The sequence below is a fragment of the Phenylobacterium montanum genome, assembly GCF_018135625.1.
In the GTDB taxonomy this organism is placed as follows: Bacteria; Pseudomonadota; Alphaproteobacteria; order Caulobacterales; family Caulobacteraceae; genus Poindextera; species Poindextera montana.
The window spans coordinates 73,776-97,365 of record NZ_CP073078.1 but is presented as its reverse complement, the minus strand read 5'-3'; the positions used below and the strand labels follow the sequence as shown (position 1 = coordinate 97,365).

Below are 23,590 nucleotides of genomic sequence, written 5' to 3'. Positions count from 1 at the left end.
TCTATTCGCCACCGATGTGCGTCAGGCCATTCATGTAGGGCTGCAACGCCTGCGGAATGGCGATGCGGCCGCCCTCATCCTGATAGTTCTCCATCACCGCCACCAGGGTGCGGCCGACCGCCAGGCCCGAACCGTTCAGGGTGTGGACGAAGCGCGTGCCCTTCTCCCCGGCCTTGCGGCTGCGCGCGTCCATGCGGCGGGCCTGGAAGTCGCCGCAGTTGGAGCAGGAGCTGATCTCGCGATATGTCGCCTGGCTGGGCAGCCAGACCTCGAGGTCATAGGTCTTGCGGGCCGAGAAGCCCATGTCGCCGGTGCAGAGCTTCATCGTGCGGAACGGCAGGTCCAGGCGCTTCAGCACCGCCTCTGCGCAGCCCACCATGCGCTCGTGCTCATCCTCGGACTGCTCGGGCGTGGTGATCGAGACCAGCTCGACCTTGTTGAACTGGTGCTGGCGGATCATGCCGCGGGTGTCGCGGCCCGAAGCGCCGGCCTCGGAGCGGAAGCAGGGCGTCAGCGCAGTGAGGCGCAAGGGCAGTTCGGCCTCGTCGGTGATCTGTTCGCGCACCAGGTTGGTCAGCGAGACCTCCGCGGTGGGGATCAGCCAGCGGCCGTCGGTGGTGTGGAACAGGTCCTCGGCGAACTTGGGCAGTTGCCCGGTGCCGAACACCGCCTCGTCGCGCACCAGCAGCGGCGGGGCGACCTCCAGATAGCCGTGCTCGCGGGTCTGCAGGTCCAGCATGAACTGGCCCAGCGCCCGCTCCAGCCGCGCCAGCTGGCCCTTCAGCACAACGAAGCGCGCTCCAGAGATGCGGGCGGCGGCCTCGAAGTCCAGCAGGCCGAGACCCGTCCCGAGGTCGGTGTGGTCTTTCGGTTCCTTGATCGCGAAGGCCTCGCCCCAGCGGCGCACCTCTTCGTTCTGGGTCTCGTCCTCGCCGGGCGGCACGTCCTCGGCCGGCAGGTTCGGCAGGGCGGCCAGGAGGTCGCGCAGGGCCTCGCCCTTCTCCCGCTCGGCCTCGCTCTCGCGAGCGATCTCGGCCTTCAAGAGCTCGACCTCGGCCATCAGGCCGGCCGCCTCAGCCTCGTTCTTTTTGGCCTTGGCGATCCCGATCAGCTTGGAGACGTCGTTGCGGCGGGACTGGGCGGCCTGGAGCGCGGTCTGAGCCGTGCGCAGTTCGGCGTCGAGGGCCAGGATCGCCGGGGTCTGCGGCGACAGGCCCTTCGAGCCCCAGGCCGCGTCATAGGCGGTGGGGTTCTCGCGGATGGCTCTAATGTCGTGCATGGCAGGCGCCCGTCTGATGGCTGAGCGGCATCCTTTAAGGCGCGTCGGGAGCGGCGCCAACCTGCAGCGCGCCGCCTTGACACCCGAGGCGGCCTGTCGATCCTGACGGCTCAGCTGGAGACGCCATGACGCGCGCCGCGGCCCTTTTGTGCATCATCGGCTTCGCCGCCCTGGCCCCGGCCGGAAGCGCCCTGGCCCATCGGCATCACCACGCCTGGCCAAGGGTCACCTACCGGACCAGCTATGGCCGGCCGCACGAGGTCGATTGCGACAAGCTGCTCGGCCTCTGGAACATCCGCGACGACAGCGGCGAGCGCACCCGCCACGGCCGGCTGAAGCGCAGCCGCCTGGCCCGCGAGGCCTTCCAGTGCCGGACCCCCTGCCCTTCCACGCACGGCGACCAAGGCCCATGTCCCGGCTATGTGGTCGACCACATCACGCCCCTGAAGGACGGCGGCGCCGACCTGCCCAGCAACATGCAATGGCAGACCCTCGCCGAGGCCAGGGCCAAGGACCGGGTGGAATAATCCCACATCGTCATCCCGGCCGGAGCGCTCGCGAGAGCGCGTAGAGCCGGGACCCAGCCGCGCCGGCCTCTACGAAGCGTTGGCCGGCAGCTCCAAGATCGTGGGTGCTGGGTCCCGGCTCTCCAGCCCGCTTCGCGAACTTCCGGCCGGGATGACGGTTTTAGCGGGTGGCGTCCTCGGCCGCTTCCTCGCGCCGGCGGCGGCGCTCGATCAGCCAGACGCAGAGGATCGAGACTTCGTAGAGCAGCACGCCAGGCAGGGCGAGGCTCATCATGCTGAAGGGATCCGGCGGGGTCAGGACGGCGGCGACCACGAACACCCCGACCACGGCGTAGCGGCGCACCGCCGTCAGCATCTTGGTCGTGACGATCCCGGCCATGCCCAGCAGCGCCAGCACCACCGGCAGCTGGAAGCAGAGCCCGAAGGCCAGCAGCAGGCTGGTGACCAGGGTCAGGTAATCCGAAACCTTGGGCAGCAGCTGCACGTCGATCGAGCCGTCGCCGACGATCTGCTGGTTCAGCGAGAACCAGAGAACGAACGGCAGCATGATGAAATAGACCAGGGCCGCGCCCAGGAGGAACAGCACCGGCGCCGCGCTCAGGAACGGCAGGAAGGCCCGCCGCTCGCGCTTGTAGAGCCCCGGCGCCACGAAGCCGTAGAGCTGGAAGGCCAGCACCGGAAAGGCCAGGACGATGGCCCCGAAGCCCGCCAGCTTGACCTTGGTGAAGAAGAATTCCAGCGGCTCTGTGAAGACCAGGTGCAGGGCTGGCGCCACGCCATGCGCCACCGGCTTGAGCCCGATCACCGCCAGGAACAGGTCAAGGCCCTGGGCGTGCCCCGCCTTCTGCGCCGCCATCAGGTCGGCGGCGTGGGCGAAGGGTTGCAGCAGGAAGATGTATATCTGCTTGGAGAACAGGAAGCAGAGGATGAAGCCCGCCACCAGGGCGAACATGCAGGTGATCAGGCGCGAGCGCAGCTCGGTCAGGTGATCGAGCAGGGGCGCGCGCGAGGCCTCGATCTCGTTTTCGTCGTCGATCACGCTCACGATGCGGCGTCCGTGGCCTTGGTTTCGGCTTTCGCGGCGGCCGGCTTGGCGCGAGGCTTGCGCGGCGCCTTGGGTTTGGCGGTCATCACCGGGGCGGGCTCAGCCGGCGGCGCCTCGAGTGCGGGGACTTCGGCCTTGGCCGCCTCGGCGGCGGCGCGCTCGGCGTCGAGCTGGCTCGACATCGGCGGGGCGAAGCTGACCTGGCCCAGGCCCTGGTTGATCTCGGCCATGGTCTGGGACACGTGGCTGTCGGCCAGCGGATTGATCGAGCTGACCACGCTGCGATGGCTGTTGCGCAGGGCCTCGACCTCCTTGCGCAGCTCGTCCAGCTCGGATTGGCGGGCCAACTCGTCGAAGCTGGCGCGGAACTCGGCCGCCATGCCACGCAGCTTGCCGATGAACTGCCCAAGCTTGCGCATGGCCACGGGCAGGTCCTTGGGACCGATCACGATGAGCGCCAGGGCGGCGATCATCATGAACTCCCCCATGCGGCTTTCGAAATCGAACATGGCCCTCGGCTTAAACAGCGCCGCGCGGGACCCGGGCCCGCGCGGTTGGAAACGACATCAGATGACGGCGCGCCAAGGCGCGGCCGGGACAGCGCCTCAGTGGGCGACCGTGTCCTTCTCATCGACCCGCGGCAGGGTCTGGACCGGCTGGGCCGGCGGCGTTTCGGCCGGATCCTTCAGCCCGTCCTTGAACGCGCGAATCCCCTTGGCCGCATCGCCCATGAAGCTGGACAGCTTGCCGCGGCCGCCGAACAGCACCGCCAGCAAGAGTCCCACGATCAGAATGTGCCAAGGACTAAGGCTACCCATCGTCAAACCTCCATGCGGGCGCGGCCCGCAAATCTCTCGCCCCGCTTTAACGCGCCGCGCCCTCGGTTAGAAGACGCTCCCAGGCTTAAATTCATTCCATAATGTAGGCGATTTGCCGGTCGGGCGCCATTCACCGGGGGCTGACGCATCGTCCCAGGCGCCGCAACGCCTCGAAACAAGCCTCGCCGCCGGGGCTTGCCGCCCTTCGCGAACTGCCCTTGATTGTGATCACAAGTACGACCGCTTCGAGGAAATCGCATGACCATCCGCGCGCTGAAACCTGCCCTGGCCCTGGCCTGGGCGAGCCTGGCCCTGGCCGCAGGCGCGCGCGCCGCCGAGCCCGGCCCCCTGCCGCCCGCAGCCGACCAGGCTCTGTCCCACGACATCCTGAAGGAGCTGGTCGAGGTCAACACCACCTTCGACCACGGCACGGCGGGCGCGGTTCCCCTGATCGTGGCGCGGCTGAAGGCGGCGGGCTTCGCCGACGCCGACGTGCAGGTGGTGGGGCCGGCCGCGTTTCCCAACAAGCCGAACGTCGTGGTGCGCTACCGCGGGACCGGCAAGGCCAAACCCGTGCTGTATGTGGGTCACCTGGACGTGGTCGAGGCCGATCCCAAGGACTGGACCGTCGATCCGTTCAAGCTGACCGAGAAGGACGGATATCTCTACGGCCGCGGGACCATCGACATGAAGGACGAGGACGCGGCCATGCTGGACAGCCTGATCAGGCTGAAGCGCGAGGGCTTCAAGCCCAGCCGCGACATCATCGTGGCCTTCACCGCCGATGAGGAGACCGGCGACGGCTCGACCAACGGGGTCAACTATCTGGTGAACCAGCGCCGCGACCTGGTCGACGCCGAATTCTCGATCAACCCCGACTCCGGCGAGGGCGACCTGGAGCACGGCAAGCGGCTGGACCTCAACTTCCAGACCGCCGAGAAGACCTATGTCACCTTCTACATGACCATGACCAACCGCGGCGGCCACTCGTCCCTGCCCGAGCCCGACAACGCCATCTACCAGCTGGCCGAGGGCCTGGTGAAGCTGTCAAAAGCGCCGATGCCGGCGCGCACCACGGCCACCACTCGCGCCTATTTCGAGCACATGGCGGCGATCGAGACCGGCCAGACCCGGGACGACCTCCTGGCCGTGGCCAAGGGCGGGGCGGGCTTCGACGCCGCGGCCGAGCGGCTCAGCAAGGCCAGCGTGTTCTACAACGCCATGCTGCGCTCGACCTGCGTGGCCACCCTGCTGTCGGCCGGCCCGGCGGAGAACGCCCTGCCCCAGCGCGCCCAGGCCTCGATCCAGTGCCGCATCCTGCCGGACGAGACCCCCGAGCAGACGCAAAAGGCGCTGGAGGCCCGCGTCGCCGACCCGACCATCAAGTTCAGCGTGGTCTTCCCGCCGCATCCCAACCCGGAATCGGCGCTCGACCCGGCGCTCATGAAGATCACCCAGCAGGTGACCCAGTCCATGTGGCCGGGCGTGCCGATCGTGCCGGTGATGTCGGTGGGCGCCAGCGACAGCGTCTACACCCGCGCCGCCGGCATCCCCTCGTACGGCCTCGGCGGCATGTTCTCCGAACTGGACGACAACCGCGCCCACTCCCGCGACGAACGCATCGGGACCACGGCCTTCTACGAGGACGTGGAGTTCACCTATCGGCTGATGAAGGCGGTGAGCCGGTAGGCTTGGGTAGAGCATCCTCCAGTCGGATCCGCATGACGTCGCCGCGGTCGTAGTCGGTCAGCCAGATCGACCCGAAGGCGACGCCCAGCGAATCCCCGCCTGGCCCCGCCCACTGATGGACAACCCGGTTGGCCGCGGCGTCCGTGGCGGCGAGCGGGACGCCCTGAAGCGTGGTCCAGATCGTCCCGGCGCCGTAGGTGATGTCCCCGCCGTGACCCTTCATGCCGAGATCGATGGTCGCCGCGACCTTGCGGGTATGAGCGTCGATCCGCGTCAAGCTGCCGTCGCCCTGGTTGAGGGTCCAGATCGCGCCCTGGCCATCGGTCAGGAAGCGCGGATTGGGTCCGGTCGGGACCTTGGCCAGGATGGCGCCGGTCTCGGCGTCCACGGCGGTGACCAGGCCGGCGTCATTGCCCGAAACCCAGACTACGCCCTCGCTGAAGTGCGGATTGTAGGAGCCGGGCGGGACGCTGACGACCTGGCGAACCACCCCGTTGGACGGCGCGATCCGGACCAGGGTTCCCGCCTGGTCGGTGACCAGCCAGATGCTGTCGTCGCTGGCGGCGATCCCGCCTTCCGGGCCGGCGGGTCCGATCGGAAACAGCTTCACCGCATTGGTCTGCAGGTCGACCCGCGCCAGCATCGGCTTGTCGGCGCAGAGCGGGACCCACACGGCGCCGAAGCCCACGGCCAGGCCCGAGCAGGGGTCTCCTGGCAGCAGCACCGTCGCCACACGCCGGTTGGTGGCGGGATCGATCCGATGCACCGCGTTCGGCGCCGTGCCGCCGATCCAGACCGCGTCATCGGAAGCCACCACCCAATCGGCGGTCTTGCCGAGGTGGATACGCGCCTGCGGATGCAGATCGCCGATCGCGCCCACAACCGGCGACTGCGCAAAGGCCAGGCCCGCCGCCGCCAGTGAGATCGCCGCGGCGACGCCCAGGTCTCGCAATCTCATTTTCGCTCCTCAGAGGTCGTAAGGGGGTTCACGCTCGTAGCGCGGCAGGTCGTCAGCGATGCACAGCCACCTCACTCTGGCGCTTTCCCAGCCGTGCACCGTGGGCGTGACAGCAGCCGGATCGTCTAGCGTGCCCAGCGTGACCCCGACCGAGCGGTCCTCGTCGTCGGTCATGTAGAGTTGGCCGCCGCAGTCCCTGCAGAACCAGCGTGTGGCGCGGCTGGACGAGCGGAAAGCTTTGGCCTGGCCCTTGGTGACCGAGAATCGGCGGGGCGAGACCTGGATCCAGGCGGTGACCGGCGCGCCGCTGGTCCGGCGGCACTGGCCGCAGTGGCAATAGTCGGCCACATCGCCCGGCAGGGCTTCGACCGCATAGCGCACCCCGCCGCACTCGCATCCGCCTTGCAGGCGCATGGCTCACTCCTCGCCCAGGAAGTCCTGGTGGAATTCCGGCGTCTCGCCGTCCTCGAACGGCTCCTCGTCGTCGGCCAGGTCCGAACCGGGGGTCGGCACGGAGAAGTTGGCCGGCATGTCCATGCCCAGAAGGCCCAGGGCCTTCATCTCCGCCGCGCCGGGCAGATCGCCCAGGGTCGCCAGGCCATAGTGCTCGAGGAAGGTGTCGGTGGTGCCGAAGGTGACCGGCCGCCCTGGCGTGCGGCGGCGGCCGCGCAGGCGCACCAGGCCCAGTTCCAGCAGCACGTCGATGGTGCCGCGGCTGGCCTGCACCCCGCGGATGGCCTCGATCTCGGCCCGGGTCACCGGCTGGTGATAGGCGATGATGGCCAGGGTCTCCTGCGCCGCCTTGGACAGACGTCGCGCCTCCTCCCGCTCCTCCGTCATCAGCCAGGCGAGGTCCTCGGCGGTCTGGAAGCGCCAGCGGTCGGCGACGCAGACCAGGTTCACCCCCCGCCCCTGATAGCTGGCCTGCAGCGCCATCAGGCCGGCGCCGATGTCAGCGCCCTCGGGCAGGCGCCCCGCGAGATCGGCGGCGCTGAGCGGCTCGGAAGCGGCGAACAGCAGCGCCTCGATCCGCCGCTCGGTCTCGCCGGGATCGTTCATTCGGCGGCCTCGAGCCGCAGGCCGCGGGCGCGCAGATAGAGGTCGGCGAAATGCTCGGCCTGGCGCGCCTCCAGTTCGCCCTCGCGCACCAGCTCCAGCCCCGCCGCCAAGGTCGAGGCAAGGTAGGAGGCACGGGTCGGCCCCCGGTTCTCGTCGTCATTGGCCGCCAGCCGCCCCGGCGCGATCACCCGCAACGGGGTCCAGCCGCGCATCTCGCCCAGCTTGCCGCGCAGGCGCCGGCGGGCGTCCTCCAGCGGATAGGCCTCGGGGACCCGCGGCTGGTAGCGGCGAACGGCGTCGCGCCGGCGCTGCTCCACATAGGCCTGGATAAGGCCATAGAGGTCGCCGTCGAAGCGGGTGGTCGACGAGATCTGGATTGCGTCGGGATCGCCGCGGGTGAAGACGTCGCGCTTAAGCTGCGGGCGGGCCTTCAGCGCCTCGACCGCGCGGCGGATGGCGTCCAGCTTGGCCAGGCGGAAGGCCAGGGCGGCGGCCATCTCCTCGGCCGGCGGCTCCTCCGGCCCTTTGCGCTGCGGCTTGGGCAGCAGCAGGCGCGACTTCAGGTAGGCCAGCCAGGCGGCCATCACCAGATAGTCGGCGGCGAGGGCGAAGCGCTGGCGCCGCGCCGACTGCACGAAGGCCAGGTACTGTTCGGCGAGGCGTGTGATCGAGAGTTGCAGCAGGTCGACCTTCTGGCTGCGGGCCAAGGCCAACAGCACATGCAGCGGGCCCTCGTAGCCCTCCAGGTCGACGATCAGGGCCTCGCCGTCCTCGGCCGCGACATCGGCGTCGGCGAAGTCCAGGAAGGGCTGAATCGGCTCGCTCATGCCGCCCACAGCCCTTCGAAGGCGGCGTCGAAGCGCGCCCGCGCCGCCTCGGCGTCGAACGGCTCGGGCGCGCGGGCGATGCGGGCCAGGGCGGCGGCGGCCCGCGCCTTGGCCTTGCCGGCCAGGACCTTGGTCCCGGCGATCACCGCCTTCATCTCGGCCATGTCGCCGTTGCAGTGCAGGACCACGTCGCAGCCGGCCGCCAGCGAGGCGCGGGCGCGCTCGGCGAAATCGCCCTTCAGGGCCTTCATCGACAGGTCGTCGCTCATGAGCAGGCCGTCGAAGCCGATCGAGCCGCGGATCACCCGCCGGATCGCCTTGCGTGAGGTGGTGGCGGGCGCCGCCTTGTCGATAGCGGCATAGACCACGTGGGCGGTCATGGCCATCGGCATGTCCGAGAGCATGCGGAACGGCGGGAAATCGCGCGCCTCGAGCTCGCCCAGCGCCGCCTCGACCACCGGCAGGTCCAGGTGGCTGTCGGCGCGGGCGCGGCCGTGGCCGGGGATGTGCTTGATCACCGGCAGAACCCCACCGGCGATCAGCCCCTCGGCGGCGGCGCGGCCGAGCAAGGCCACATCTTCCGGGGTCTCGCCATAGGCGCGGTCGCCGATGATCTCGTGGCCGTCGGGCGCCGGAACGTCGAGCACCGGCACGCAGTCGACATTGATCCCCAGGGCCGCAAGGTCATGGGCCATCAGCCGGGCGCCCAGGCGAGCGATCTCGCGCTTGAGCAGCGGGTCATTGCCGGCCAGCTGGCCATAGGCCCGGCCCGGCGGATAGCGCCGCCAGTGCGGCGGGCCGAGGCGCTGGACCCGGCCGCCCTCCTGGTCGATCAGCACCGGGGCGTCGGCGCGCCCGACCGTTTCGCGCAGGGACTCGACCAGCGCCCGCACCTGATCGGGCGCCTCGACATTGCGCTTGAACAGGATGAAGCCCCAGGGCCGCACGTCGCGGAAGAAGGCGGCCTCTTCCGCCGAGAGCCTGGGCCCGGCGCAGCCCAGGATGCTGGCCGAAATCTGGGTCAAAGCCCTAGCGAACCATGCACTGCTTGCCCGCCGCCTTCAGGGCGACGCAGAAGCTGACCGCGTCGGCATGGCTGGAGAAGCCGCCGACGAAGGCGCGGTAGAAGGTCTTGCCGTCGCGGTCGGCCTTTTCGACCTTGCTGGTCTTGCCGGCCATCTTGCCGGGCACGATCAGAGCGGTGTCGTTCCAGCCCTTTTCCGCCAGCGCCGCCGAGGAGAAGGCGCCGATCTGCACCAGCGGCTCACCGGCGGCCGGCGCCTCGGCCTTGGGCGCGGCGACGGCGGCCGGCTTCGGCTTGGCGGGAGTCAGCGACGCGACCTTGGCCGGCTTGGCGGCGGCGGCCGCTGGCGGCGCCTCAGCCTTGGGCGCGAGGGGCGCGGGCTTTGCCGCCGGAGCCGTCTCGGTCTGAGCCGGGCGCAGGGGCGCGCTGGCCACCGGGGCCACGGGGACGGCGGTCGGCGGCGGCGGCGCGGGTCGCGCTTGGGGTTGTTCGGGCGCTGGGGCGAAAGTCGGCGCAGCCGAGGGCGGCGGCGCCCCGTCGCTCTTGTAGATCTGCAGGCCGGCGCCGGCGGAAGGCGCGCTGGAATCTGCGGGCGGCGTGCTCTTGGTCTGGGCGACGGGCGCGCCCACCACCTGCGGCGCCTGGCCCGAATGGCGCACGCCGCTGCGATAGAACAGCAGGAGGGCGATGATCAGCAGCAGGAGCACGATGGCGCTGACGATCAGGGTCATGGGCGCAGGGCCGCCCCCACCGCCGCCACGCGAATGGCGCGCGTCGAACGCGAGGGGCGCGTCCGTCTGGGGCGTATAAGCGCCGCGATCGTGATCGGTCATGGCATCGACTCCGAAGAAGGGCGCTCACCGCCGGCGAATCAGCCCCAGACTCCAGTTTAGTCGACCCGGCGGGTCCGCCGAAGCGATCCCGGGGCGAACCTCACCCCGCCATCCCCAGGTTTCGCCGCCCTACCCCGTCCCGCCGGGCAGATAGATCTTGTCGAGGTTGAACAGCCGGTGGTGTTCCTCGATGGCGAAGCGGTCGGTCATGCCGGCTATGTAATCGCAGACGTTTCGAGCCCGCCCGGCCTCGTCCAGGTCGTGGACCCGCTCGTACCACTCGGTGGGCAGGGTCTCGGGCTCGGCCATGAACAGGCGAAACATCTCGGCCAGGATCCGCCGCGCCTGGCTGCGCGTCCGATTGACGCGGTAGTGCCGGTACATGCGCTGGTGTAGGAACATCCTGAGGCGGCCGAGGTCCTCGGCCATCTCCGGCGAGAAGCTGACCAGGGCGCGGCCGAGAAGGCGCACGTCCTCCGGCGTTTGGACCCCCGCCTCGGCTGCGTTCCGCCGGGTCTGCTCCAGCACGTCGTCGGCCATGGCCCCGATCATCCGCCGCACCGCCTCCAGCCGTAGCAGGCGATCGTCCAGTTCCGGGCGCTCTTCCTTCAGCGCCTGCAGGATCGGGCCGATCAGGGCCACACGCGCGACTTCCTCCAGACGGAACAGACCCGCCTCCAACCCGTCGTCCACGTCATGGTTGTTGTAGGCGATGTCGTCGGACAGGGCCGCAACCTGCGCCTCTGCCGAGGCGAAGGTCCCAAGGCGCAGGTCGTAGCCGGCATTGAACTCGGCGATCGGCCGCCAACTGGGCCGCTCCAGGCGGTCCTCCACAGGACCGTTGTGCTTGATCACCCCCTCCAGGGTCTCCCAGGTCAGGTTCAGGCCGATGAAGTCCGGGTAGCGGCGCTCCAGTTCGGTGACCACGCGAAAGGTCTGCACATTGTGGTCGAACCCGCCATAGGGCGCCATGCAGGCGTCCAGCTCGTCCTCGCCGGCGTGGCCGAACGGCGGATGGCCGAGGTCGTGGGCGAGGGCGATAGTCTCGGCCAGGTCCGGGTCCAGGCCCAGGGCGCCGGCCAGGGTGCGGGCGATCTGCGCCACCTCCAGCGAGTGGGTCAGGCGGGTGCGGAAATGATCGCCCTCGTGGGCGACGAACACCTGGGTCTTCTCTTTCAGCCTGCGGAAGGCCGAGGTGTGGATGATGCGGTCGCGGTCACGGGCGAAAGGGGTCCGGGTGCGGCTGGCTCCCTCGTCGATGCGCCGGCCGAGCGATGCGGCGGGATCGGCGGCGAAGGACGCTCGCGCACGGGTGTCCAATGTCGAAGCCGACGCCATCAGTTTACTCCTTGCAGCGGGCCTCTTTCGCATGCGCCGCACCGGCCTCATATAGGGGGCGCAACCGAGAATGACCTGCAATGTCCGATTCCGTCAGCCTTTCTCCCTCTGCAGCCGAGCGCATCAAGGCCATCGGCGCGCGTGAGGGCCGCCCCCTGATGCTGCGCGTCGCCGTGGAAGGCGGCGGCTGCTCGGGCTTTCAGTACCAGTTCGATCTGGTCGAGGCGGCCGAGCCGGACGACACCCGGATCGAGCTGAACGGCGCCGCCGCCCTGGTGGATGTGGTGTCCATGGCCCTGCTCAGGGGCTCGGAGATCGATTTCGTCGACGAACTGGCGGGGGCCGAGTTCCGGGTGCGCAACCCCAACGCCAAGTCCAGCTGCGGCTGCGGCGTCAGCTTCTCGATCTAGCCCCTATTCCGCCAGCACCGGCGCCCAGCCGCCAGGCCGGCGGCGCAGGGCGAAGTGACTCCAGGCCACGGCTGCGAGCACGACCCCGCCCAGAAGAATCAGGCTCGGTCGGCCGGCGTCGTGATCCGCCAGGTCGGCCAGGGTGAAGCCGCCCGCCATCACAAGGCCCAGCAGGGGCGCGAGCGGCCCAAGCGGCGCGCGCCAGTAGCCGGGCCGCGCGGTCATGCCCCTGCGCCGCCCGACCAGCACCGACAAGCAGACCAGGCTCCAGCCGTAGACCAGCAGGCCGGTGTTGAAGATCAGGAGGGTGTGGGAACTCAGGAAGCAGCAGAGCAGCGAGAAGACCGCGACCACCATGGTCGCGCCGCGCGGCGCGCCGGACTGCTCGTGAACGCCCGCCAGCAGGCGATTGACCGGCCCGGGGAAGATCCCGTCGCGGCCGAGGCTGAAGTACAGCCGCGCGCCGAACATGATCTGGGCGATGGTGGCGTTGAAGATGGCCAGCGCCACGCCGGCGCTGAGCGCACGGCCGGCCCAGGGACCGGCGGCCTGGTTGACGAAAGCGGCCATCGGCGCGGGATCGCGCAGCACCGCGGTCAGGTCGCGGGCGCCGAACAGGACCGCGATCACGGGCAAAGCGGTGCCAAAGGCGCCGATCAGGCAGGCCACGACGATCACGTTGCCCATGTTGCGATGCGGATCGCGCAGCTCTTCGCCGAAGCCGATCGCTTGATTGCCGCCCACGGTGCCATAGACGGCGCTGATCGCGCCGAGGGCCAGCACGCCCAGCGCCACCGGCTCCATGATCCCATGGGAACCGATGGCCACGGGATGGGCGGCGAGCGCCGCCAGCCCTCGCGCCGGATGTGCAAAGCCGATCAGGATCAGGGCCAGCACGGCCAGGATCTCGATCGCCAGGAACAGCCCGGTGATCAGGGCGCCGGTTCGCACGGCCATCAGGGCGACGGCGACGCACAGCGCCAGGCTGCCGAAGGTCACAGCCGAAGGCGGCAGGCCCGGGACCAGTTCGCGGGTGTAAGTGGAGATGATCTGGACCTGGAAGGCCACCGCCGGCCCCGCCGTCGCCGCCCATATCGCCAGGGTCGCGACCCCCGCCCATGACCCCAGGATCGAGCCCACGCCGACATAGTCGCCGCCGGCATAAGGGTAGGCCGATCCCAGCTCGGCATAGACCGCCGACCAGATGAAGGCGCAGGCCAGGCCCAGGGCGAACAGGCCGAGCGCGCCGGTTCCGGTATGCTGCAGCACGTCGGAGCCGATGCCATAGACCGAGAACACCGGCGACAGGCACGACAGGGTCAGGAGCAACACCCCGAATGGCGAGAGCTGACGATGCAGTTTGCCATGGCCTGCAGCCGGGGCGGAGACGCCCGCCTGATCCGTCATGCTCTGTCCCCCGTGCGACGCCCCCGCGCCCGGACATGACGCTAGCGTGGCGCGACGCAGGCCGGCAATGGGCGATGGGGCGAACAAATTTGACTGGCCGGCCCCAGGTGAACGCCGCAGCGCCGTTTGGTTGATCCTTGCGTTGACCCCGGCGCACCGCTCCGCCTAGGGTCGCGCGCCATGAAGATCGCCACCTGGAACGTCAATTCGGTCAACGCCCGGCTCGAGACCGTGCTGAAGTGGTTCCGCGAGGCCTCGCCCGACGTCGCCTGCCTGCAGGAGATCAAGTGCGTCGACGAGAAGTTCCCGCGCGAGGCGTTTGAAGACCTGGGCTACAACGTCGTGGTCCATGGTCAGAAGACCTATAATGGCGTCGCCCTGCTCTCTAAATCGCCCGTCGAGGATGTCCGCCGCGGCCTGCCCGGCGACGAGGCCGACGATCAGGCCCGCTATGTCGAGGCGGTGATCTCCGGCCCCACCCCGGTGCGGGTGGTCGGCATCTACCTGCCCAACGGCAATCCGGTCGCCAGCGAGAAGTTCGGCTACAAGCTCGGCTGGATGGAGCGCCTGAACCGGCACGTGCGCGAGTTGCTGGCGCTTGAGGAGCCCCTGGTGGTGGCTGGCGACTACAATGTCATTCCCGAGCCGGCCGATGTGCATGATCCTGTCGCCTGGATGGATGACGCGCTGTTCCAGCCACAGAGCCGCGGCGCTTTTCGCGCCCTGAAGTGGCTGGGCCTGACCGACGCCTACATGGAGGTCGACGGCGCGCCTGGCGGCTACACCTTCTGGGACTACCAGGCTGGCGCCTGGCCGCGGAACCATGGCATCCGCATCGACCACGCCCTGCTTTCGCCTCAGGCGTGCGACCGCTTGCTCGGCTGCGAAATCCATCGTGACGTTCGCGACTGGGAAAAGCCTTCGGACCATGTGCCCGTGGTCGTCGAGCTCGCCCTGTGACGCGGACGCACGGCTGCATGTCAAGACTCAGAGACTCAGACTAAGCTCAAGCTCATGCACGACTTTGTCCGTCTGCTCCTTCTGCTTGGGATCATCGGGTCAGCCGCCACGCTGATCGGGGCCTCGATCGCCTTCTGGATGGACGAGCCGCGGCGGCTGACCCGCATCGCCTGGCGCGTCCTGGGCGGCCAGCCGGACGGCTTGATCATCGCCCAGGGGCGCGACTGCGCCGCGGCTTTCCGTGTCGCCGCCGACCAGATCCTGGTCATGCGCGACGGCGGAGCCAACGCCCTGCTCTACCGGCTGAACGCCCTGATCGGGGCCGAGCTTCTGGTCGATGACCAGGTCGTGGCGCGGGTGGCCCGAGGCGAGCCGCGCCGGACCATGGACCGCTCGCCCAAGGACGCGCAGCAGGTGGTGCTGTCGCTGCTGTTCGACGACCCGCGCCATCCCGAGTTCGTGCTGGACCTGTGGCTGCCGATGGACGAGTTCCGCCGCAGCGCCCGACCGCCCGAGACCATGATCAAGGAAGCCCGCGCCTGGCTCGGTCGCGCCGAGGCGATTATGCGCCGCGCCCAATCCAGGCAGATGAAGGTCTCGGACGCCATAGCCGAAAGCGCGGGCCGCGAGCCCGAGCCGGCTCGCCCGGCCGACGAACCGCGTTTCAAGGCCAAGACCGTTCCGCCGATCGACAAGATCGAGCCGCCCGCCTTTGACGACGAGTGCCCCTTCGATATCGACGATCCGGCCCCTACATCGGAAGCCAAGACCGAGCAGTTGCCGCTGCTCTAGGCGACCGAACCGAACGGCCGCCGCCCCGACGATCCGTCTGGCCCGGAGAGGCCGCTCTGGGAGGCGACCATGACCATCCTGATCATCGCCATGTCAGCGTTCCTGGCGCTGCACCTGCTTGTCTCCGGCACGCCCCTTCGCGACACCCTCACGCGGACGATTGGCGAGGGGCCCTATATGGGCCTGTTCTCCCTGGCCTCGATCGCGGGCCTGACCTGGCTGATCTTCGCCTTCGGCGCCGCTCGCGCCAGCCCGGACAACCATGTGTTCTGGACTGTGACACCTGCCACGCGCCATCCGGCGATCGCCCTCGTTGGAATCGCTTTCCTGCTGGCGGTTCCAGGCCTTCTGACCAACACCCCGACCCGGGTGCGCGGCGACAATCTGGTCGACAGCCCGAACGCCGCGACCGGCATGACCCGCATCAGCCGCCACCCCTTCCTGTGGGGCGTCGCCATCTGGGCCACGGCTCACCTGATCGCCAACGGCCGCAGCGCCGATTTCATCCTGTTCGGCGGACTGCTGGTCCTGTCGGTCGCCGGGACCTACAGCATCGACGCCAAGCGGCTGCGCGCGCTCGGCGACCGCTACGCCGCCTTCAAGGCCCAGACCTCGAACATCCCCTTCGCCGCCATCCTGCAGGGCCGCCAGTCGCTGAAGCTCGGTGAGATCTGGTGGCGCCTCCTGGTCGCCATCGTGATCTGGGCCTTGGTGTTCTGGGGCCACCCGAAGATGTTCGGAGTCAGTCCGCTGGGGTGAACAGCCCGGAACTCCGTGACGCAAGCTTCATTTGAACTTGGCCGAGCAAGCGGTCAGGTTTAGCCATGCCCTCGGTCAACCCAACCTTCGAGATCCTGGACAGCCTGACCGCGCCGGGAAATCCCGACCGCCCGAATGATGACGCCTGGTGCGTTGCGGGACAGCTTGCGGCGGTGATCGACGGGGCGACCGGGCTCGGAGGGGCGCTGTTGCCGGGCGAGAGCGACGCCGCCTGGCTGGCCCATCGGGCCGCCGAGCGCCTTACCGTTCGCACCGGCCTTGGCGATGCTCGCAGCGCGCTAGCCGCTGTCGCCGCCGATCTGGAATCCGACTTCTTGCGCGAGCGGATCCGACCGCCGGTGGAGATGTACGAGACCCCGCTGGCCTCGCTGATGCTGCTGGGCGCCCGAGGCGATGCATGGCTGGACGCCCTCTGGTTCGGCGACTGCTGCGCCCTCGTCCAGCGTCCTGGCGAGGCCCTGCAGATCGTCGGCCACGCCTTCGACGGCAAGACCGGCGAAGCCCAGCGCGCCGCCCGGCATGGCCGCGAGTCGGGCGCCGGACCCGCGGCAAAAGCCAACTGGGAGCAGATGCTGCCGGCGCTACGCGAACACCGCAACCGGCTGAACCAGCCCAGCGGCCGGTGGGTTCTGGCGCCGGACGCCCGCTGCGCGGAGATGGCCCAGTCGGCCGAGATCGCTGCGCCGGCCGGGACCGTGATCCTCCTGGCCAGCGACGGCTTCCTGGCGCTCAGCAGCGATTATGGCCGCTACGACCCCGCGGACCTGGTCGCGGCGGCCCACGAGCAGGGGCTCGCCCCCCTGCTCGCTGAACTGCGGGCCATCGAACAGGCCGATCCCGATGGCCTGACCTACCCCCGCTACAAGACCAGCGACGACGCCACCGCCGTGCTTCTGCGCGTCCTCTAGGCGGTCGCCTCGAACACCAGGTTGAACGGCGTCTCGGTGGCCCGGCGTACATGGCCGAAGCCGGCCTCCTGCATCACCGAGCGCAGGCGGCGCTCGCCCGCCTGAGCGCCCAGGGCCAGGCCCACCTCCTGCGCCCGCGAGGCCGGGGTGCAGATCATGGTCGAGGCGGCGTAGTAGATCCGCCCGACCGGGTTGAGGTTGTCCTCCAGGTCGTCATTGGCGAAGGGCTCGACCACCATCCAGACGCCGTCCGGCTTCATCGTCTCCCGGACGTGCTTGCCCGCGCCGACCGGATCGCCCATGTCGTGCAGGCAATCGAACATGGTGACGAGGTCATAGTCGTGGGCCGGGAAGTCCTTGGCCGCGGCCTTCTCGAAGGTGATCCGGTCAGCGACGCCCGCCTCCTTGGCCGCCTCGCGCGCCCGGTCGATCGAGGCCTGGTGATAGTCGAAGCCGTAGAAGTGCGATTTCGGGAAGGCCTGGGCCATCAGGATGGTCGAGGCGCCGTGGCCGCAGCCGACGTCGGCCACCTCTGCGCCCTGTTCCAGCCGCTCGCGCACGCCCTCCAGGGCCGGGATCCAGCTGTCGATCAGGTTGGCGTTGTAGCCGGGGCGGAAGAAGCGCTCGGTGCCCTTGAACAGGCAGGTGCTGTGCTCGTGCCAGCCGACGCCCTCGCCGGTCTTGAACGCATGTTCGATCTTGCCCTCGTCCAGCCAGACCGACTGCACGATGTCGAAGGCGCCGGCGAAGAAGGCCGGGCTGCCCTCCTGGGCCAGGGCCAGGGCCTGCTCGGGCGACAGGCTGAAGCGCTTGGCTTCGGCGTCGTAGTCGACATAGCCGCCGGCCGCCTGGGCCGACAGCCATTCGCGCAGGTAGCGCTCGTTGAGGCCGGTCTTTTCAGCGAGCTGGGCCGGGGTCACCGGCTCGCCGTCGCCCATCGCCTTATAGATGCCGAGCCGATCGCCCAGCGTGATCAGGGCCGCGCTCAGCGCCGCCCCTACGTCACCCACCAACTTGCCGACCAGGGCCTCGACCTTGGCCATATCCGGTTCGCGCATGGCGCCCTCTCCCATAGTCAGGCGGCGCCGGAGCCTCTGCGCGGCCCCCGCCGCCAGAGCGGGACGTTGCGCCCGGTAGGGAATGTTGGACAGTCAAGCCAGCGTGATCAAAAGCCGGCGGCCTGCTCTACCGCCAGCGCTATGTCCAGAGCGACCACCGCCTCGGCGCCGGTGGCGGCAGGCCGGGGCGCCTCGCCCTTCACCGCAGCCACGAAGGCCCCGACGCTGGCCCCTAGAGGGTCGCGGCCGGCGGGCGTCTCGGTGAAGTCGGCGTTCAGCGGGAACGGGGTCGAGTTGCGGAAGGCGCGGGAGATGAAGTCGATCTCGACCTCGCCGGAAGGGTAGACGATGCGCATGCGCCGTTCGCGCGCCTCGGCGATGCGCGAGGCGTTCAGCTTGACCGTGGCCCCGTCGCCCAGGGTGATCTCGCAGGAGACCTCGTCGACGAACGGCCCATGGGTGACGCGGCCCTCGGCTTCCACCGCCAGGGCCTCGGCCGGGTTCAGGGTCACCGCCAGGTCGATGTCGTGGATCATCAGGTCGAGGACACAGGAGACGTCGGTGTTGCGCGGGTTCCAGGGCGCGCGGCGCACGGCTTCCAGGAACAGCGGCTTCTCCGGGATGTCGAGCAGGCCCATAGCGCGGGAGACCACCCGCTCCTGCAGGCCGCAGGCCAGCACCAGGCCCTTTTCCGCCGCCTTGGCGACGATCTTGTCGGCGTCCTCGATGGTGGTGGCGATCGGCTTTTCCACATAGACCGCCTTGCCGGCCGCCAGCGCCGGCAGGGCCACGGCCGCATGGGTGAAGGCCGGCGAGGCTACGGTGACGATGTCGACCGCCTTCAGGAACTCGCCGAGATCGTCCAGCCCGCGCGCGCTCAGGCCCGCGGCCAGTTCGCGGGCGCGGTCGATGTCGGGATCATAGACGGCCACGAGTTCGACCCCGGCCATGCCGGCGTACTTACGGGCGTGGTGGCCGCCGAATGCGCCGGCCCCGGCCACGCCGGCTTTCAGTCCTGGATGCAAAGCGACGCCTCGAATCGTCTGGTTTCACGCGAAATTGTGCAGACGCCGGGGCTTTGTCCATCGCCCATGACGCCGCGGATTTTTTCGGCTAAAGCGTCTTACTCAGTTTCTAATCAAAACCCAATGGGAGCCTAGCCATGTCCATCACCTCGCGCGAAATCCGGCTGAAGTCACGCCCCGTCGGCCTGCCGACGGCCGACAATTTCGAACTGGCCAGCGTCACCGTGCCGGCTCCCGGCCCCGGCGAGGTCCAGGTCAAGAACCTTTGGATGACGGTCGACCCCTATATGCGTGGACGGATGATGGATCGGGAAAGCTACGTGCCGCCGTTCCAGATCGGCGAGGCGCTGCAGGGCGGCGCGGTGGGCGAAGTGGTCGCCTCCAACGCCGAGGGGCTGAAGGTGGGCGACCTGGTCTCGACCATGTTCGGCTGGCGCGAAGCCTTCAACGCCCCGGCCGGCGCGGTGCAGAAGCTGGACACCCATGGCCTGCCGCCCCAGGCCTTCCTCGGCGTCGCCGGCATGCCCGGCCTGACCGCCTATGTCGGCCTGATCAAGATCGCGGCGCTGAAGCCGGGCGATGTGGTGTTCGTCTCCGCCGCAGCCGGCGCAGTGGGCTCGGTGGTCTGCCAGATCGCCAAGCTGAAGGGTCATACCGTGATCGGCTCGGCGGGCGGGGCCGACAAGGTCGCCTTCCTGAAGCAGATCGGGGTCGATCACGTGATCGACTACAAGGCGGAAAAGGACCTGACCGCGGCGCTGCAACGGGCCGCGCCGCAAGGCATCGACGTCTATTTCGAGAACGTCGGCGGCGAGCACCTGGAAGCGGCGCTGAACGTGGCCAAGCCCTTCGCCCGCTTCGCCCTTTGCGGGATGATCTCGCAATACAACGCCACCGAGGCGCCCAAGGGCCCCAGCAACATCATCCTGGCGGTCGGCAAGAGCCTGAAGCTGGAGGGCTTCATCGTCTCCAACCACTTTGACATGGCCCCTGCCTACCTAAAGGAGCTGTCCGGCTGGATCCAGAGCGGCAAGTTCCACTGGAAAGAAACGGTCGAGAACGGCGTCGAGAACGCCCCCAAGGCCTTCCTCAAGCTCTTCTCCGGCGAGAACATGGGCAAGATGCTGGTCAAGCTCGGCTGATCTATCGCTCCACCTTGAACGCCGCATAGGAGTGCGGCGGCAGAGTGATCTCGAAGGTCGTTCGCGCCGCCTCGTCGGGCAGTTTTTCCGATGGGCCGGCGCGGACGCTCTCGCCCGTGGCGAGGTTGCGCAGCGCCTTGGCCGCACCTTTGACCGACACCTGCACCGTCGAGACCGTCGGGCGGTAGGACTCCGCTACCAGAGCGTCGTTGTCGTAAGCGAACAGAGCGACGTCCGCCGGCGCCGCGATCCTCACCGCAAAGTCGCGCTGCAGAAAGGCCTTGATCCGGGTGAGCACCGGTTCGGGCAGATTGTAGAGGTCGGCTGGGTTTTCCGGCGTGGTCAGCACATAGAGGACCCCGCGCCCGTAGCGGTTCATCAACAGGATCGGATAACCCTTGGCGCCTGCGACCGCCCGCACCAGCGACCAGGAGTCGTTGGTATAGAAGCCGATTTCAGGCAGCAGAATCTGTGGCGTCGCCACGCCCGGCTCGTTCAGCGGCCGGCCGTCGCCGGCGCCGTAGCCGTCCAGGAAGGTATTGGCCGAAACGACGCGGCCGGTGTCCTCCAACTCGACGATGTCGTCGATCCCCCGCCCCTTCAAGGCGTGCAGCAGGCCCGAGGTGATGGTCACGTCATGGCCGGCCATCAGCCGCGCCTTGATCTTCGCCACGATGTCCGGGTCGGCCTTGGCCGCCTCGGTCAGGATCAGCATGTCGCCGTCCATGGGAAAGCGCGGGGTCTGCTCGATCGGCAGGCCGAGGTTGCCCAGATAGTTGGGCAGGAAGTCGTCGCCGCTGGACTGGTAGGGCTTGTAGAGCGGAATGCCGACCGGCCGGCCGAGACCGCCCAGCACCTTGTCGATCTGCTCCAGGGAATAGCCGGCGACACGGCCCCAGCCTGGCCCGGGATCGTTTGCGCCCACGCCGCGATAGCTGGCCGCCATCGCCGCCCAATCGAAGCTGGTCGCCTGGCCCTTCCACGGCCGCTCGCCAGGCTGCACGGGCCTCGGCTCCGACATAGGCGTCCAGTTGAACAGGGTGATCTCGGGCGCCTTGGCCAGCAGGGTGTCCCAGAGCTGTTCCGCGTAGCGGTCGACATAGCGGGTGCTGAAGGTGTCGACCCAGCCGCCCAGGTCGGCGCCGGGGCGGATGTTGCTGTAGTAGCGATAGGCCTCGTAGCTCTCGTACTGCTGCAAGAGCTGGTCGGTGGCGTCGGGGTCGCGGGTCTCGGTCCCGGTATAGATGGCGTCGAACATCTGGGACTGCTGTTCCAGGTCATAGCCCAGACCCTGGAAGTGCTCGTACCAGTTCGGATACTTGATGATCATCCGGACCTTGGGATTGACCTGTTTGGCCGGGCCCAGCACCAGATCCCGGGAGACCTCGCGCATGGTGTCGAGCCGATATTGCGTCCAGCTGCGGGCGCCCTTGGCGGCGATGTCGGCCGGGCTCTTGGAGGCGTAGAAGAAGAAATCGTCGAGTATCACCTCGTCGAAATGGGCGGCGGCCAGGCGCGCGGCCTTCTCGCACTCGGCGCGGTCGGCAGGGTTTTCATAGTCGAAGGTGCCGAACTGTCCGCCATGGCCGCCGGCCGCCAGGGTGATCCCGCCGGAGACCGCCACGCCCTTGGACTTGAAGAAGGCCTTCACCGCCTCGATCTCGGCCGGGCTGGCGAAGTCGTGGTCGCGATAGACTTCGAGATAGACCTTGTCGAACCTGACCTGGCCGAAGGCGCGCTGGAACTCGCGCTCGCGCCGAGCCGGGTCGGCCAGTGTGTGGGTGGTGCTGACCGCGATATAGATGGCTGCGCGAAAGTTCTTGTAGTGGCCCGCTGGCGGCGCCTCGGCCGCCCTCGCCGGCCCGCCCGCCAAGGTCAGCACGACCGCCGATGCAGCCGCCCATAGGCTCGACTTGAACGCTTTCATAACGCTCCCCTGGCGCGCGCCCGTACTGGCGACCGTCGCTCTTCGCGCGCAAATGGTACCGCTACCTTATTTGTGCGGACGGCGCACGCGCTTTTGGGAAAACATCGCGGCGGCGATTTCGACCGCCCCTCGTTCCCCACGGCGCGGCGGTGCGCTACAAGCCGAACGCTTGTTTCGCGAGGAGCCTTCAGCGTGTCCCGGCTGTTCAACGCCTATGTGATCGTCGACTGGAGCGCGGCCTCCAAGCCCAACACCGGCGCGGACTCGGTCTGGATCGGCGTCTTGAAGCGCGACGTGCGCTTCCGCCTGGCGTTCGAGGCGTTCAATCCGGCCACCCGCGCCGCCGCGGAGGTCAAGCTCGGCGAGATCCTCGACGACCTGAAAAAGCGTAACGAGCGGGCCCTGCTGGGCTTCGACTTCCCCTTGGGCTTCCCGCGCGGCTTCAGTGCGGCGCTCAAGCTGCCGGGTGACGCACCCTGGCTGGCGGTCTGGAACCAGCTGGACAAGATGGTCAAGGACAAGGCCGACAACACCAACAACCGCTTCGGCGTGGCCTCCGAGATCAACCGGCGCCTAACCGGCGGCCCCTTCCCCTTCTGGGGTTGCCCGCCCAAGGACGCCCTGACCACCCTGCAGCCCAAGCGCACCCGCGAGCATGGGCCGGACGACCTGCCCGAGATGCGTTTCTGCGACACCGCCGCCAGGGCGCACTCGATCTGGAAGCTCTATTACAACGGCTCGGTCGGCGGCCAGGCGATCCTGGGCCTGCCGATGCTGCGGCGGCTGAAACTCGCGCGCGGCGAGGCGCTGAAGGTCTGGCCCTTCGAGACCGGCTTTGGCGCAATCAGCGAGGCGGATCTGAGCGGAACGGCGGTGGTGGCCGCAGAGGTCTATCCATCCCTGGTCAAGGCGGTCCCCGCCCCGGGTGAGGTCAAGGACCAGGCCCAGGTGCGCGCGACGGCCGAACACTTCGCCCGGCTGGACGAGGCCGGCAAGCTGGGCGCCGCCTTCGGCCCGAGCGCGGCGGTCGAGGAGGCCCGGCGCCAGGTAATCGAGACCGAGGAAGGCTGGATCCTCGGGGTCGGCTGATAAGCGCCGCCTGAAAACAAGACGCCCGGCCGGATCGATCCGGCCGGGCGCTGCGGTTGCAGACCTCGGTTGAAGAGATCAGCCGGCCTTCTTGCGGCCGCGGGTGGCGGCGGCGGCCTTCGGCGCAGCCTTGGCCTTGGCGGCCGGCGCGGGCGCGCTGCCACGGCCGCCCTGGCCCAGACCCATCTGCTTGGCGAGGTTGGAGCGGGCGGCGGCGTAGTTCGGCGCAACCATCGGGTAGTCCTTGGGCAGGCCCCACTTGGCGCGGTAGTCTTCCGGCGACAGGTTGTATTTCGTGCGCAGGTGACGCTTCAGCGACTTGAACTTGCGGCCGTCTTCCAAGCAGACGATGTAGTCCGGCTGGATCGAACGCTTGATCGGAACGGCGGGAGTCTTGACTTCGGGCTCGACCACCGGAGGCGCTTCGGCGCCGCTGAGCGCGGCATAGGTTTGAGAGATCAGGCTGGGGATCTCGCTGGCGGGAACGCTGTTGTTCCCGACGAAAGCGGCGACGATCTCCGCAGTCATCTCAATCAGAAGGCTGTTTTCGGCCATTGGGCTTCTCTCCGGTGTTTCCGCTGACTTGGCGGTGTGGTCGCAACCGCATTGGAATGAGGGTCCATAAGCCAGGTTCGCGAGTCTTGCAAACAGTTCAACAGTCAGATGGCGTAATTTCGCCATTACCTCTCAGTAAT

General features: G+C 68.8%; 25 protein-coding genes. 9 read left to right on the top strand and 16 right to left on the bottom strand.

Annotated features, from left to right (window positions below; translation table 11 throughout):
- Window position 1: 1 nt before the first annotated feature.
- Window positions 2-1,279, bottom strand: coding sequence for a serine--tRNA ligase (gene serS, locus KCG34_RS00445; protein WP_211938450.1), 1,278 nt, complete (start codon window positions 1,277-1,279; stop codon window positions 2-4).
- 125 nt (window positions 1,280-1,404) lie between these two features.
- Here serS and KCG34_RS00440 point away from each other — a divergent pair, with 125 nt between their 5' ends.
- On the top strand, window positions 1,405-1,806 hold the full coding sequence (locus tag KCG34_RS00440; RefSeq protein ID WP_211938449.1) for an HNH endonuclease signature motif containing protein: 402 nt from the start codon (window positions 1,405-1,407) through the stop codon (window positions 1,804-1,806).
- Window positions 1,807-1,966: 160 nt separating this feature from the next.
- On the opposite strand, the gene tatC is transcribed toward KCG34_RS00440, so the two are convergent.
- The 3 genes from tatC to KCG34_RS00425 all read right to left on the bottom strand — a co-directional run bounded on the left by tatC (window position 1,967) and on the right by KCG34_RS00425 (window position 3,669).
- On the bottom strand, window positions 1,967-2,851 hold the full coding sequence (tatC, locus tag KCG34_RS00435; RefSeq protein WP_376788208.1) for a twin-arginine translocase subunit TatC: 885 nt from the start codon (window positions 2,849-2,851) through the stop codon (window positions 1,967-1,969).
- Window positions 2,848-3,360: a Sec-independent protein translocase protein TatB gene (gene tatB, locus KCG34_RS00430; protein ID WP_249138160.1), complete on the bottom strand. Its 513-nt coding sequence runs from the start codon at window positions 3,358-3,360 to the stop codon at window positions 2,848-2,850. The genes tatC and tatB overlap by 4 nt, the downstream gene beginning before the upstream one ends.
- Before the next feature lie 96 nt (window positions 3,361-3,456).
- The gene (locus KCG34_RS00425) at window positions 3,457-3,669 is read right to left on the bottom strand and encodes a twin-arginine translocase TatA/TatE family subunit (protein WP_211938448.1); all 213 of its coding nucleotides are present in this window, start codon (window positions 3,667-3,669) and stop codon (window positions 3,457-3,459) included.
- A gap of 258 nt (window positions 3,670-3,927) precedes the next feature.
- Here KCG34_RS00425 and KCG34_RS00420 point away from each other — a divergent pair, with 258 nt between their 5' ends.
- A complete protein-coding gene (locus KCG34_RS00420) occupies window positions 3,928-5,358 on the top strand; it encodes a M20/M25/M40 family metallo-hydrolase (protein ID WP_211938447.1) in 1,431 nt (476 codons plus the stop codon).
- On the opposite strand, the gene KCG34_RS00415 is transcribed toward KCG34_RS00420, so the two are convergent.
- The 7 genes from KCG34_RS00415 to KCG34_RS00385 form a co-directional block, all read right to left on the bottom strand.
- Window positions 5,324-6,316, bottom strand: coding sequence for a Vgb family protein (locus KCG34_RS00415; RefSeq protein WP_211938446.1), 993 nt, complete (start codon window positions 6,314-6,316; stop codon window positions 5,324-5,326). The two genes, KCG34_RS00420 and KCG34_RS00415, sit on opposite strands and share 35 nt — an antisense overlap.
- A gap of 9 nt (window positions 6,317-6,325) precedes the next feature.
- Window positions 6,326-6,730 (bottom strand): GFA family protein, encoded by a 405-nt coding sequence (locus tag KCG34_RS00410; protein ID WP_211938445.1) that lies wholly within the window; start codon window positions 6,728-6,730, stop codon window positions 6,326-6,328.
- Window positions 6,731-6,733: 3 nt separating this feature from the next.
- Window positions 6,734-7,375: an SMC-Scp complex subunit ScpB gene (gene scpB, locus KCG34_RS00405; RefSeq protein ID WP_211938444.1), complete on the bottom strand. Its 642-nt coding sequence runs from the start codon at window positions 7,373-7,375 to the stop codon at window positions 6,734-6,736.
- Window positions 7,372-8,202 (bottom strand): segregation and condensation protein A, encoded by an 831-nt coding sequence (locus KCG34_RS00400; protein WP_211938443.1) that lies wholly within the window; start codon window positions 8,200-8,202, stop codon window positions 7,372-7,374. The genes scpB and KCG34_RS00400 overlap by 4 nt, the downstream gene beginning before the upstream one ends.
- Window positions 8,199-9,227, bottom strand: coding sequence for a beta-N-acetylhexosaminidase (gene nagZ, locus KCG34_RS00395; RefSeq protein ID WP_211938442.1), 1,029 nt, complete (start codon window positions 9,225-9,227; stop codon window positions 8,199-8,201). Before nagZ ends, KCG34_RS00400 begins: the two co-directional genes overlap by 4 nt.
- Before the next feature lie 4 nt (window positions 9,228-9,231).
- Complete coding sequence (locus KCG34_RS00390; protein ID WP_211938441.1) at window positions 9,232-10,059, bottom strand: SPOR domain-containing protein; 828 nt, start codon at window positions 10,057-10,059, stop codon at window positions 9,232-9,234.
- 129 nt (window positions 10,060-10,188) lie between these two features.
- Window positions 10,189-11,397: a deoxyguanosinetriphosphate triphosphohydrolase gene (locus tag KCG34_RS00385; RefSeq protein ID WP_211938440.1), complete on the bottom strand. Its 1,209-nt coding sequence runs from the start codon at window positions 11,395-11,397 to the stop codon at window positions 10,189-10,191.
- 80 nt (window positions 11,398-11,477) lie between these two features.
- Between KCG34_RS00385 and erpA the strand changes: the two genes are divergently transcribed.
- On the top strand, window positions 11,478-11,807 hold the full coding sequence (gene erpA / locus KCG34_RS00380) for an iron-sulfur cluster insertion protein ErpA (protein ID WP_211938439.1): 330 nt from the start codon (window positions 11,478-11,480) through the stop codon (window positions 11,805-11,807).
- 3 nt (window positions 11,808-11,810) lie between these two features.
- Here the strand turns inward: erpA and KCG34_RS00375 are convergent, their stop codons facing one another.
- Window positions 11,811-13,214 carry an APC family permease gene (locus tag KCG34_RS00375; RefSeq protein ID WP_211938438.1) on the bottom strand — a complete coding sequence of 468 codons (1,404 nt, stop codon included), beginning with the start codon at window positions 13,212-13,214 and terminating at the stop codon, window positions 11,811-11,813.
- A 180-nt stretch (window positions 13,215-13,394) separates the two neighbouring features.
- On the opposite strand from KCG34_RS00375, the gene xth reads away from it, so the two are divergent.
- From xth to KCG34_RS00355, 4 genes are all read left to right on the top strand, one after another.
- A complete protein-coding gene (xth, locus tag KCG34_RS00370; RefSeq protein ID WP_211938437.1) occupies window positions 13,395-14,174 on the top strand; it encodes an exodeoxyribonuclease III in 780 nt (259 codons plus the stop codon).
- 54 nt (window positions 14,175-14,228) lie between these two features.
- A complete protein-coding gene (locus KCG34_RS00365; protein ID WP_211938436.1) occupies window positions 14,229-14,966 on the top strand; it encodes a hypothetical protein in 738 nt (245 codons plus the stop codon).
- Between the two features lie 69 nt (window positions 14,967-15,035).
- Window positions 15,036-15,725, top strand: coding sequence for an NnrU family protein (locus tag KCG34_RS00360; RefSeq protein ID WP_211938435.1), 690 nt, complete (start codon window positions 15,036-15,038; stop codon window positions 15,723-15,725).
- Between the two features lie 65 nt (window positions 15,726-15,790).
- Window positions 15,791-16,654 carry a PP2C family serine/threonine-protein phosphatase gene (locus tag KCG34_RS00355; RefSeq protein ID WP_211938434.1) on the top strand — a complete coding sequence of 288 codons (864 nt, stop codon included), beginning with the start codon at window positions 15,791-15,793 and terminating at the stop codon, window positions 16,652-16,654.
- Here KCG34_RS00355 and KCG34_RS00350 read toward each other — a convergent pair.
- Both KCG34_RS00350 and KCG34_RS00345 read right to left on the bottom strand, forming a co-directional pair.
- Window positions 16,651-17,712, bottom strand: a complete 1,062-nt coding sequence (locus KCG34_RS00350; protein WP_211938433.1) for a class I SAM-dependent methyltransferase — start codon at window positions 17,710-17,712, stop codon at window positions 16,651-16,653. The two genes, KCG34_RS00355 and KCG34_RS00350, sit on opposite strands and share 4 nt — an antisense overlap.
- 107 nt (window positions 17,713-17,819) lie before the next feature.
- Window positions 17,820-18,737, bottom strand: coding sequence for a Gfo/Idh/MocA family protein (locus tag KCG34_RS00345; protein ID WP_211938432.1), 918 nt, complete (start codon window positions 18,735-18,737; stop codon window positions 17,820-17,822).
- Window positions 18,738-18,874: 137 nt separating this feature from the next.
- Between KCG34_RS00345 and KCG34_RS00340 the strand changes: the two genes are divergently transcribed.
- On the top strand, window positions 18,875-19,879 hold the full coding sequence (locus KCG34_RS00340) for an NADP-dependent oxidoreductase (protein ID WP_211938431.1): 1,005 nt from the start codon (window positions 18,875-18,877) through the stop codon (window positions 19,877-19,879).
- A gap of 1 nt (window position 19,880) precedes the next feature.
- Here KCG34_RS00340 and KCG34_RS00335 read toward each other — a convergent pair whose 3' ends face one another.
- Window positions 19,881-21,806: a putative glycosyl hydrolase gene (locus tag KCG34_RS00335; protein ID WP_211938430.1), complete on the bottom strand. Its 1,926-nt coding sequence runs from the start codon at window positions 21,804-21,806 to the stop codon at window positions 19,881-19,883.
- Between the two features lie 192 nt (window positions 21,807-21,998).
- Between KCG34_RS00335 and KCG34_RS00330 the strand changes: the two genes are divergently transcribed.
- Window positions 21,999-22,895, top strand: a complete 897-nt coding sequence (locus tag KCG34_RS00330) for a cobalamin biosynthesis protein CbiG (RefSeq protein ID WP_211938429.1) — start codon at window positions 21,999-22,001, stop codon at window positions 22,893-22,895.
- 78 nt (window positions 22,896-22,973) lie between these two features.
- Here the strand turns inward: KCG34_RS00330 and KCG34_RS00325 are convergent, their stop codons facing one another.
- Entirely contained in the window at window positions 22,974-23,450 is a 477-nt protein-coding gene (locus KCG34_RS00325; protein WP_211938428.1) for a Ros/MucR family transcriptional regulator, read from the bottom strand.
- Window positions 23,451-23,590: the final 140 nt, after the last annotated feature.

Excerpts from the sequence above, each read along its gene's own strand:
- KCG34_RS00325 (WP_211938428.1), bottom strand. The coding sequence starts at position 23,450 with ATGGCCGAAAACAGCCTTCTGATTGAGATGACTGCGGAGATCGTCGCC.
- KCG34_RS00425 (WP_211938448.1), bottom strand. The coding sequence starts at position 3,669 with ATGGGTAGCCTTAGTCCTTGGCACATTCTGATCGTGGGACTCTTGCTG.
- KCG34_RS00360 (WP_211938435.1), top strand. The coding sequence starts at position 15,036 with ATGACCATCCTGATCATCGCCATGTCAGCGTTCCTGGCGCTGCACCTG.
- KCG34_RS00350 (WP_211938433.1), bottom strand. The coding sequence starts at position 17,712 with ATGCGCGAACCGGATATGGCCAAGGTCGAGGCCCTGGTCGGCAAGTTG.
- KCG34_RS00400 (WP_211938443.1), bottom strand. The coding sequence starts at position 8,202 with ATGAGCGAGCCGATTCAGCCCTTCCTGGACTTCGCCGACGCCGATGTC.
- KCG34_RS00390 (WP_211938441.1), bottom strand. The coding sequence starts at position 10,059 with ATGACCGATCACGATCGCGGCGCTTATACGCCCCAGACGGACGCGCCC.
- KCG34_RS00335 (WP_211938430.1), bottom strand. The coding sequence starts at position 21,806 with ATGAAAGCGTTCAAGTCGAGCCTATGGGCGGCTGCATCGGCGGTCGTG.
- KCG34_RS00385 (WP_211938440.1), bottom strand. The coding sequence starts at position 11,397 with ATGGCGTCGGCTTCGACATTGGACACCCGTGCGCGAGCGTCCTTCGCC.
- tatB (WP_249138160.1), bottom strand. The coding sequence starts at position 3,360 with ATGTTCGATTTCGAAAGCCGCATGGGGGAGTTCATGATGATCGCCGCC.
- KCG34_RS00420 (WP_211938447.1), top strand. The coding sequence starts at position 3,928 with ATGACCATCCGCGCGCTGAAACCTGCCCTGGCCCTGGCCTGGGCGAGC.
- KCG34_RS00440 (WP_211938449.1), top strand. The coding sequence starts at position 1,405 with ATGACGCGCGCCGCGGCCCTTTTGTGCATCATCGGCTTCGCCGCCCTG.
- KCG34_RS00340 (WP_211938431.1), top strand. The coding sequence starts at position 18,875 with ATGTCCATCACCTCGCGCGAAATCCGGCTGAAGTCACGCCCCGTCGGC.
- KCG34_RS00410 (WP_211938445.1), bottom strand. The coding sequence starts at position 6,730 with ATGCGCCTGCAAGGCGGATGCGAGTGCGGCGGGGTGCGCTATGCGGTC.
- scpB (WP_211938444.1), bottom strand. The coding sequence starts at position 7,375 with ATGAACGATCCCGGCGAGACCGAGCGGCGGATCGAGGCGCTGCTGTTC.
- KCG34_RS00375 (WP_211938438.1), bottom strand. The coding sequence starts at position 13,214 with ATGACGGATCAGGCGGGCGTCTCCGCCCCGGCTGCAGGCCATGGCAAA.
- serS (WP_211938450.1), bottom strand. The coding sequence starts at position 1,279 with ATGCACGACATTAGAGCCATCCGCGAGAACCCCACCGCCTATGACGCG.
- KCG34_RS00365 (WP_211938436.1), top strand. The coding sequence starts at position 14,229 with ATGCACGACTTTGTCCGTCTGCTCCTTCTGCTTGGGATCATCGGGTCA.
- KCG34_RS00415 (WP_211938446.1), bottom strand. The coding sequence starts at position 6,316 with ATGAGATTGCGAGACCTGGGCGTCGCCGCGGCGATCTCACTGGCGGCG.
- erpA (WP_211938439.1), top strand. The coding sequence starts at position 11,478 with ATGTCCGATTCCGTCAGCCTTTCTCCCTCTGCAGCCGAGCGCATCAAG.
- xth (WP_211938437.1), top strand. The coding sequence starts at position 13,395 with ATGAAGATCGCCACCTGGAACGTCAATTCGGTCAACGCCCGGCTCGAG.
- KCG34_RS00355 (WP_211938434.1), top strand. The coding sequence starts at position 15,791 with ATGCCCTCGGTCAACCCAACCTTCGAGATCCTGGACAGCCTGACCGCG.